The organism is Erythrobacter sp., assembly GCF_023653175.1.
Lineage (GTDB): Bacteria > Pseudomonadota > Alphaproteobacteria > Sphingomonadales > Sphingomonadaceae > Erythrobacter.
In genome coordinates, this window is the sequence record NZ_JAMNXL010000144.1 from 1 (window position 1) to 9,014 (window position 9,014).

Below are 9,014 nucleotides of genomic sequence, written 5' to 3' on the forward strand. Positions count from 1 at the left end.
GGAATTTCGATATGACAAACTCGCTTTTGGCGGGTGCCTATATGCGCCCGCTCGCTAGTGCATGTCCGCAGCAGACCGCAACCGCGATCATCGCCGCAGCCCATGACCTGCTCGGCCATCTTGCCGCCGGGCGCCGGATCGATACGCCTGCCATTCGCACCGCCATGCAGTCTGCCTTTGGCGCAAGCGATGCGACCGGAGCTTGGGACTGGAAGACCGCCTACGAAGCCGTCGAGGTCGCGCAATTGCTGTTCATGCGCCGCTACGGCCCGGCGATCCATACGAGGACCGCCGATCCGGTCCAACGGCTGAAACTGGTTGAGCGGATTGCCCGGCTCGCCCCCACGCAAACCCGGCGGAGCGAGGAAATGCAGGCCTACCAGCAATTCTCGACGCCGCTGGGGCTGGCATGGGTGACCGGGTTTGCTGCAAGCTTCCGGCCGGGCGAACTGGTGCTCGAGCCATCAGCGGGCACGGGATTGCTGGCGGTACAGGCTGAGCTCGCCGGATGCAGGCTGGCCGTGAACGAGGTCGCCGACATGCGTGCAGCCCTGCTTGGCAGCCTGTTCGCAGGCTCGGCCGTGTCGATGCATGACGCCGGACAGATCCACGACCGGCTCGATACAGCTGTGGTGCCGAGTTGCATCATCATGAACCCGCCATTCTCGGCAGCGCTGAATGTTGAAGCCCGTGTGGCCGACGCAGGCTTTCGGCATCTGTCATCAGCAGTGGCACGGCTTTCAGACGGCGGTCGGCTCGTCGCGATCACAGGGGCCAACTGCGCGCCATATCACAACGCATGGCGAGATGGTTTCATCCGGATACAGGACAAGGCCCGGGTCGTGTTCAGCGCGGCCATTGCGGGCAGCGTGTTCGCACCGCACGGCACTACTGTCGAAACTCGGTTGACCGTGATCGACAAGGCTCCCGCTGACGATCCAGCGCAATTTCCCACATCGCCGGGCATGGCTCCCGATCTTGCGACCTTGCTGCGCTGGGTGGCCGACAGCCTCCCACCACGGCAGCCCATCGCCGCGTCAGCTCTTCAGCCACTGGTCGCTGCGCGTCATTCACAAGCGATCAAAGGCAGCTCACAGCCGAGACTGGCTGCAGCGGCGATCGCTGGGACATCCGGCGAGCCGCTCGGCTATGATGTGATCGACTGGTGTCCTCCGAACGACGGCAAGCTCTCCGAAACGCTCTATGAGCCTTACACCCTCCAATCGGTCCGTATCGCTGGCGCTCAGCCACATCCGACACGACTGGTGCAGTCAGCCGCGATGTCCTCGGTCGCGCCGCCCAAGCCGAGCTATCGCCCGCATCTGCCCGCTGGCCTCGTCGAACAGGGGCTGCTGTCCGATGCCCAGCTCGAATCGGTGATTTATGCGGGCGAAGCCCATGCCGACCATCTCGCCGGCAGTTGGGCAGTCGATGCGACCTGGGACAAGGTCGAAGCCGCACCCGATGACTGCGACACGGCCGTCCGGTTCCGCAAAGGCTGGTTCCTCGGCGATGGCACCGGAGCAGGCAAAGGGCGTCAGGTGGCAGGGATTGTGCTCGACAATTGGCTCAAGGGCCGAAGGCGCGCAGTCTGGGTTTCGAAATCCGACAAGCTGCTCGAAGATGCGCAGCGCGACTGGAAGGCTCTGGGGCAAGAGCCCTTGCTGGTCACGCCCCTCGCCCGCTTCCGTCAGGGTACGCCGATCCGGCTCGAGCAGGGCATCCTTTTTACGACCTATGCCACGCTACGCTCAGACGCGCGCGAAAACCGGGTTTCCCGGGTCCAGCAGATCGTCGATTGGCTGGGGACCGACTTCGACGGGGTCATTGTCTTCGACGAGAGCCATGCCATGCAGAATGCCGGTGGCGGCAAATCCGAACGGGGCGATTGCACCCCCTCGCAGCAGGGACGTGCCGGACTGCGCCTGCAGCATGCGCTCCCCGATGCCCGGGTCGTCTATGTCTCTGCAACCGGCGCCACCACGGTCGAGAACCTTGCCTATGCTCAGCGGCTCGGCCTGTGGGGCGGCGCAGACTTTTCCTTCGACAAGCGCACCGATTTCGTCGCAGCCATTGAAGCAGGCGGGGTCGCAGCGATGGAGGTGCTTGCCCGCGACCTGAAAGCCCTCGGTCTCTACGCCGCCCGTTCGCTGTCCTACGAAGGCGTCGAATATGAGCTGCTCGAGCACCAGCTCACCGCTGACCAGGTTCGCATCTACGATGCCTATGCAGGGGCGTTTCAGGTCATCCACAACAACCTGGACGCGGCGCTGGAGGCTGCCAACGTCACAAGCAGCGAGGGCACGCTCAACGCACAGGCGAAGTCGGCAGCCCGCTCGGCATTCGAATCCGCCAAGCAGCGCTTCTTCAATCACCTCATCACGGCGATGAAGACGCCAACGCTAATCGCCGCGATCGAGCAGGGCCTCGCCGATGGCCACGCCGCTGTGGTGCAGATCGTCTCGACGGGGGAAGCGCTGCTGTCGCGCCGCCTCGCCGACATCGATCCGGGCGAGTGGAACGACATTCAGGTCGATATCACGCCACGCGAATATGTTCTGGATTACCTCCTCCACAGCTTCCCGACCCAGCTTCATGAGAGCTTCACCGACGGCGACGGCAATCTCGCGTCCAGGCCAGCCTATGACGAGGATGGCAATGTCGTGCAGTGCCGCGAGGCGCTCGAACGACGTGACCGGCTGATCGAGCAATTGGCATCGATGGAACCGGTACAAGGCGCACTCGACCAGATCGTGCAGCGGTTCGGGACAGATATGGTGGCCGAGGTGACCGGCCGTTCGCGCCGGATCGTCCGCAAGGTCGATGCAGATGGCGACCGGCTCGCCGTCGAAAACCGGCCTGCCCATGCCAACCTCGCTGAAGCGCAGGCCTTTATGGAGGACCGGAAGCAGATACTGGTCTTCTCCGATGCTGGGGGCACCGGACGCAGCTATCATGCCGATCTGGGCGCGAGGAACCAGCGGCTCCGCCATCACTATCTGCTGGAAGCAGGCTGGAAGGCCGATGCCGCGATCCAGGGCCTGGGCCGCACCAACCGCACCAATCAGGTGCAGCCGCCGCTGTTCCGGCCGGTGGCCACCAATGTCCAGGCCGAGAAACGCTTCCTCTCAACCATCGCGCGGCGGCTCGACACGCTGGGCGCAATCACGCGCGGACAGCGGCAGACCGGTGGTCAGGGGCTGTTCCGCCCCGAAGACAATCTCGAAAGTCCCTATGCCCGCGATGCCCTGCGCCAACTCTATGTGCTGCTCTATGCGGGCAAGGTCGAGCGATGCTCACTCGCCACCTTCGAGAGCATGACCGGCCTGTCGCTGACCGACGGCAGCGGGTGCCTCAAGGACGACCTGCCGCCGATCACAACCTTCTTGAACCGGCTGCTGGCACTCACCATCGACATGCAGAATGTGCTGTTCACGGTGTTCGAGAAGTTGCTCAGCGCCAAGGTCGAAAGCGCAATCGCGGCGGGCAGTTACGATCTCGGGCTGGAAACGCTCACCGCAGACAGCTTCACCGTCACGGGCAGCGAGCCGATCTACGTCCATCCGGCCACGGGCGCAGAGACCCGGTTGCTGACGATTTCAATGAAGGAGCGCAACCAGCCGGTCTCGCTCGAGCGGGCGCTCGAACTGCGGCGTGAACCCGGCGCGAGGCTATTGGTCAATGCCCGCTCGCGGCGCGCTGCTGTCCAGCTGCCCGCCCGCAGCCTTATGCTCGACGATGGCGAGGTTGAGCGCCGCATCCGGCTGATCCGGCCGATGGAGCGGCTGAACTTCGCCCTGACCCACCTTGCCGAGACCCACTGGGAGGAGATGGACGAGCGGACATTCGGGGTAGTCTGGCAAGACGAGGTGGCGCAAGTCGATGAATTCACGATAAGCGAATTGCACATCGTCACCGGCCTGCTGCTCCCCATCTGGAAACAGCTTCCGGAAGAATCGACCCGCGTCTACCGGCTTCAGACCGACGATGGCACGCGCATTATCGGGCGCAGGGTGTCCGCAGCATGGGCAGCGAGTGCGACGGCCAAGCCAGACGCGCCCGTGCTTTCGCCACCACAGGCAATCGGATTGCTGCGTGAAGGGCACGCGGTGCTCGACCTTGCCGATGGGCTGCAACTGCGCCGGTCTCGGCTGATGCAGGTGAACCGGATTGAACTCACCGGGTTCGGATCGACGGCGGTCGACCGGCTCAAAGCCATGGGGCTGTTCTCCGAGATCATCAGCTGGAAACTGCGTCTGTTCGTCCCCGACGACATCGTGACAGGGTCGGCTGCGCTCGAGCGACTGTTCGAACGGCACCCTTTGACGCGCATCGCCGACCGGAAGGCAGCCTGACATGGCCAAGCTCTCCACGCGCGCCGCAGAATTGTCGGAGCGGCTAGCACAGAACGTACAGGCCGTTTGCCGCCACTATCTGCCCGCAGGCAGGCGTGAAGGCCGTTACTGGATGGTTGGCGATGTCGCCGGAACGCCCGGGCGCAGTCTCTACGTCCGTCTTTTCGAAACCGAGCGCGGCGCGATCGGCAACTGGGTCGATGCCGCAACCGGTGAGCATGGCGATCTCGTCGACCTCATCCGGCTCAACCAGCGGCATGGGCGTCTCTCCGAAACTATTGAGGAAGCCGAACGCTTCCTCAGCCTTCCGCCATCGGCTTCGGACGATCAGCGCAGTGCCGCGTCATTCGCCACGCCCGCGCGCGCAGGATCCACGACCGCTGCCATACGCCTGTTTGCCGCCTCGAAACCACTGACTGGATCAATCGCGAGCGCCTACCTGCGATCACGTGGCATCACACGCGTATCCGACCTGCCAGCCCTGCGCTTTCATCCGCGATGCTACTACAGACCAAACCAGAACGATGATCCAGTAACTGCGGGCGCTTTCCCGGCGCTGATCGCAGCAGTAACCGACAGCGACGGCTTGCAGACCGGCACGCATCGCACCTGGCTCGATCCATCCGGCTGCGCGAAGGCCAAAGTCGCATCCCCGCGCAGGGCGTTGGGCAACATCCTCGGCAACGCTGTAAGGTTCGGAACTGCGGATGATGTCATGATCGCAGGCGAAGGCATCGAAACCATGCTGTCGTTGCGCGAAGTTCTGCCAACGATGCCGATGGCAGCCGCAACATCGTCAGCCCACCTCGCAGCGATCTTGTTCCCGCCGACAATCCGGCGACTCTATGTCGCGCGCGACCGCGATGCTGCAGGCGACGCAGCGTTTGCCGTTCTGACGGACCGCATACAGGCAGCCGGGATCGAACTCCTGTCACTCATGCCTGACCTAGCCGACTTCAACGACGACCTCCGCCAGCATGGCGCTGGTGCACTGGCGGAACGCGTCCGCCATCATCTCCGAGAGCAGGATCAGACACGCTTTTCCGTCGACATTGGTTGAGCCGATACGGGGTTGGAGGACGGGACGATGGCGGCGTGCATAGGACTTGAGCCAAGACCTGGCCCAGCCCGGCCTCCTTCGAGTGGCGTCCGAGAGACCGGCTGCCGCGAGGCCGCAATGGCGGTCATGCGGCTATTTTCCGGCGGCGCATCCGCGCCTTTCCATCGCGAACCAAAATAGCCGCCCGTCCGCCATCCTCCGCTGCGCTTCGGTCCATGCGGATGCAGCCTCGCGGCAGCCGGTCAGAGGGACGCCCATGAAGGCCGGGCAAGGTGCCCGGTCCCAAAGCCCCAAGGACCGATGCGATGACCATCACGCCCGGTTCAGAACCCGAACACGAAAACTCAGCCACCGCCCATCTCCTCGATGAAATTGCACTCTACGGCTATCGCCCCTTCTCCGACGAAGCCGATCCGCGACCGCTCCCCGAAGAACGCATTGCCGCTGGCGCCGTCGCCGACATGTTCGATGCCCTCATCGCCACCATGATCGACACCAGGATGGAACCCGATCTGGAAGACCTGTGCTGGTCGCTTGCCAACCTGTTCCACCGCGCCGAAGGCCGGATCCAGCGTGAGCTCGACGACAACGAAGATGCTCAGAAGCGCAGCCAGCGCGCGCAGGATGGCTCCGAGGTCATGTCGGTCGAACTCGAACGCCTGCTTCGCGAAGGCACCGGCTTGATCGAACGCCGCAACGCCATGGAATTTATGCGCGATGCTGCCGGAGAACAGTTCGAGACGCATTTCCGCAAGGCCTGGACCCCGCGTACCGGGTCACTCGTCAATCATCGCACTATGACCGCCGCCATGATCGATAGCCGCGACTTCCTCGCTGCGAAGCGTCGCTCAGAAACCGAACCGCTGCTTCCGGTGGGCACGCGCATCGCGTTCACATCCGGACCTGAGTATCAGAACCACAACCGGATATGGGCCGTGCTGGACAAGGTGCTCGCCAAGTATCCAGACATGGTCCTGTTCCACGGCGGCAATCCCACCGGCGGCGAACACATCGCGTCGCTCTGGGCGCGCAATCGCAAGATCACCCATGTCGCGTTTCGGCCAGACTGGAATCGGTTCAAGAAGGCGGCACCATTCCGTCGCAACGACCAGATGCTGGAAGCGATCCCAAAGGCCGTGGTCGCTTGCCCGGGCAATGGCATCAGCGCCAACCTCGTCGACAAGGCGCGCAAGATGGGGATTTCGGTATGGGCGATCGAATGACCCCTGCCGACGACTTTCTAGTCGTTTAGGCTTTGAAAAATGTGAATAATTGCGGTCCTTCGTTCAAAGAGGACTCACCGTCGCAGCTTTTCGTGATTGTGCTTTGAGAATCAAAGCAGCGTCAATAACTTGGCGAAATGCGCTACCAAGATGTATATCCCTCCGAAGCACTACTCCGCAGCTCTGATGTCGCCCGTCCGCGCGCAGCCGAGCTGCTCAGCCTCGAGTTTTTCGAGGCTGCGCCTGCCTCGATGCCTGCCGCTGTTTTCGAGCAACACCATTTGTTGTGCAACCTTCGCGCTGCCTCTATGCGCGTGGAAAACTGGCGCGGCAAAGCGCATCGCGACTTCACCTTTCGCCCCAACGAAATCATCCTGACCCCGGCAGGTGTAAAGAGCGGCTGGCATTGGCACGAACAATCTCAGGTGATCGTAATTACGATCATGCCAGAGCGGATGGCCAAATTCGCGACCACCGAACTCGGAGTTTTGCTCTCTGATCGCCAACTTCTTGACACCCCGCAACAGCTCGATCCGGATTTGTGCCAATCGGCGATGATGCTACTGGATGCATTGCGTTCCCGCAGCACCGGCTCGGAAGTCATGTATGAGTCGCTGGCTCGCATTTTCCTTGTAAAGCTGATCCAGCGATACGGCGACATGCGCACAGAAGCCTTGCAGTTCAGTCAAGGCTTTACCGCCAGCCACTACAAGCGCGTGCTGGACTATGTAACCGATCATTATGGTGACCCAATCACGGTTGAGGATATGGGCCGCATTGCCGCTCTGAGCACGGCCCACTTCTCGCGCCTGTTCAAAGAAGTTCTGGGCGATAGTCCCTATCAGTTTCTCATGAACTACCGGATCGAACAGGCGAAGGTGAGGCTCGGTGATCGCACACAGGCCATAAGCGACATCGCGCTGCGCTGCGGCTTCGCCGACCAACCCCACTTTTCGCGCATTTTCCGGAAATTGACGGGCGAGACGCCTAAGGCTTATCGCGAGGCTCAATAGCAGGAATCTTCACAAATCGCGCAGTGCTGTGCAATCAGTCCAGCGGCCAAGTTGGCAAAAGCTCCTCATCGCACAGCACCGATGAAGGAGTTGAAAATGACAGACACGCACAAAACATGGTTCATCACCGGCGCATCCTCCGGGCTTGGTGAGGCTTTTGCCCGCTATGCCGTTGATGAGGGTTATAATGTTGTCGCCACAGCGCGTTCGATGGCCAAGCTGGAGGCCTTAGCTGAAATCGCACCTGATCGCGTTCTCGCGCTACGGCTGGATGTTACGGTTGCTGATGATGCAGAGGCCGCAGTCGCCGCTGCCATTGCACGGTTTGGCAGCATTGATGTCCTTATCAATAATGCGGGCTACGCTGTTATCGGTGCACTGGAAGAAACGCCGGATGCCGAGTGGCGGGCGCAAATGGAAACCAACTTCTTTGGTGCCATCCATGTCATACGGGCGGTCTTGCCCGTCATGCGAGCGCAAGGCGCGGGCGCTATTGCAAACATCTCCAGCAACGGCGGCCAATTGAGCTTCGCAGGCTTTGGCGCTTATTCTGCATCCAAATTCGCGCTGGAAGGCATGTCAGAAGCGTTGGCCGCCGAGGTTGCCCATCTGGGGATCAAGGTCACGATCGTCGAACCTGGGCAATTTCGCACCAATCTGGTGGGCAATGACATGCGCCGAATGCCCGAGATGCCTGATTATGCCGATAGCGTCGGCCCGATCCGCGACTTTGCCGATGGCATGAATGGAACTCAATTTGGCGATCCATATAAGGCAGCCCGCGCAATTGATCTCGCAATCAGGGCCGATGTCACACCGCTGCGTTTGCAATTGGGCGGCGATGCTATCGATACCATTCGCGCCCATTCCGAACAAATGCTGGCCGATATTGCGCGATGGGAGGCCGTGGGCCGCGATACATTGATGGCATCCTAACCAACCACCCCTTTGCAGACAAAATTCCAACCACTCTACAAACAGATTAAGGAACTCATCATGACAAACATCACCCCCACCAAAGTCCGCTTCGACAGCGCAGACCCCGACGCCCAATTGGTCGGCGATCTCTACACGCCTGACGTTGCAGCGCCGAACAGCGCGGCCTTTGTCATCATCGGACCGATGACGTTTCAAAAGGAGCAGGCACCCACCGAATATGCACGGCGGCTGGCGGCGCTCGGCCATACCGCACTTGCTTTCGACACCCGCTACCGGGGCGAAAGCGGCGGTGAACCGAGGGCTTATGAAAACCCGTTCCACAAGGTCGCCGATATCGTAAGTGCCACAGCCTTCCTGCGCACTCAGCCCGGCGTCGATCCTGAACGCCTGTTCGGTCTCGGCATCTGCCAAGGCAGCTCCGAAA

General features: G+C 61.7%; 5 protein-coding genes and 1 pseudogene. All 6 read left to right on the forward strand.

Annotation, left to right across the window (positions count from 1 at the left end; genetic code table 11):
- Positions 1-41: 41 nt before the first annotated feature.
- Positions 42-4,355: a strawberry notch family protein gene (locus NBV68_RS14475; RefSeq protein WP_296310915.1), complete on the forward strand. Its 4,314-nt coding sequence runs from the start codon at positions 42-44 to the stop codon at positions 4,353-4,355.
- 1 nt (position 4,356) lies between these two features.
- The gene (locus tag NBV68_RS14480; RefSeq protein WP_296310917.1) at positions 4,357-5,415 is read left to right on the forward strand and encodes a toprim domain-containing protein; all 1,059 of its coding nucleotides are present in this window, start codon (positions 4,357-4,359) and stop codon (positions 5,413-5,415) included.
- A 305-nt stretch (positions 5,416-5,720) separates the two neighbouring features.
- Entirely contained in the window at positions 5,721-6,638 is a 918-nt protein-coding gene (locus tag NBV68_RS14485) for a DUF2493 domain-containing protein (RefSeq protein ID WP_296310918.1), read from the forward strand.
- A 137-nt stretch (positions 6,639-6,775) separates the two neighbouring features.
- The gene (locus NBV68_RS14490; protein WP_296310920.1) at positions 6,776-7,651 is read left to right on the forward strand and encodes an AraC family transcriptional regulator; all 876 of its coding nucleotides are present in this window, start codon (positions 6,776-6,778) and stop codon (positions 7,649-7,651) included.
- A gap of 96 nt (positions 7,652-7,747) precedes the next feature.
- On the forward strand, positions 7,748-8,587 hold the full coding sequence (locus tag NBV68_RS14495) for an oxidoreductase (RefSeq protein WP_296310922.1): 840 nt from the start codon (positions 7,748-7,750) through the stop codon (positions 8,585-8,587).
- Positions 8,588-8,647: 60 nt separating this feature from the next.
- Positions 8,648-9,014, forward strand: a pseudogene (locus tag NBV68_RS14500) (hypothetical protein); the annotation flags it as partial.

Excerpts from the sequence above, each read along its gene's own strand:
- NBV68_RS14490 (WP_296310920.1), top strand. The coding sequence starts at position 6,776 with ATGCGCTACCAAGATGTATATCCCTCCGAAGCACTACTCCGCAGCTCT.
- NBV68_RS14485 (WP_296310918.1), top strand. The coding sequence starts at position 5,721 with ATGACCATCACGCCCGGTTCAGAACCCGAACACGAAAACTCAGCCACC.
- NBV68_RS14480 (WP_296310917.1), top strand. The coding sequence starts at position 4,357 with ATGGCCAAGCTCTCCACGCGCGCCGCAGAATTGTCGGAGCGGCTAGCA.
- NBV68_RS14475 (WP_296310915.1), top strand. The coding sequence starts at position 42 with ATGCGCCCGCTCGCTAGTGCATGTCCGCAGCAGACCGCAACCGCGATC.
- NBV68_RS14495 (WP_296310922.1), top strand. The coding sequence starts at position 7,748 with ATGACAGACACGCACAAAACATGGTTCATCACCGGCGCATCCTCCGGG.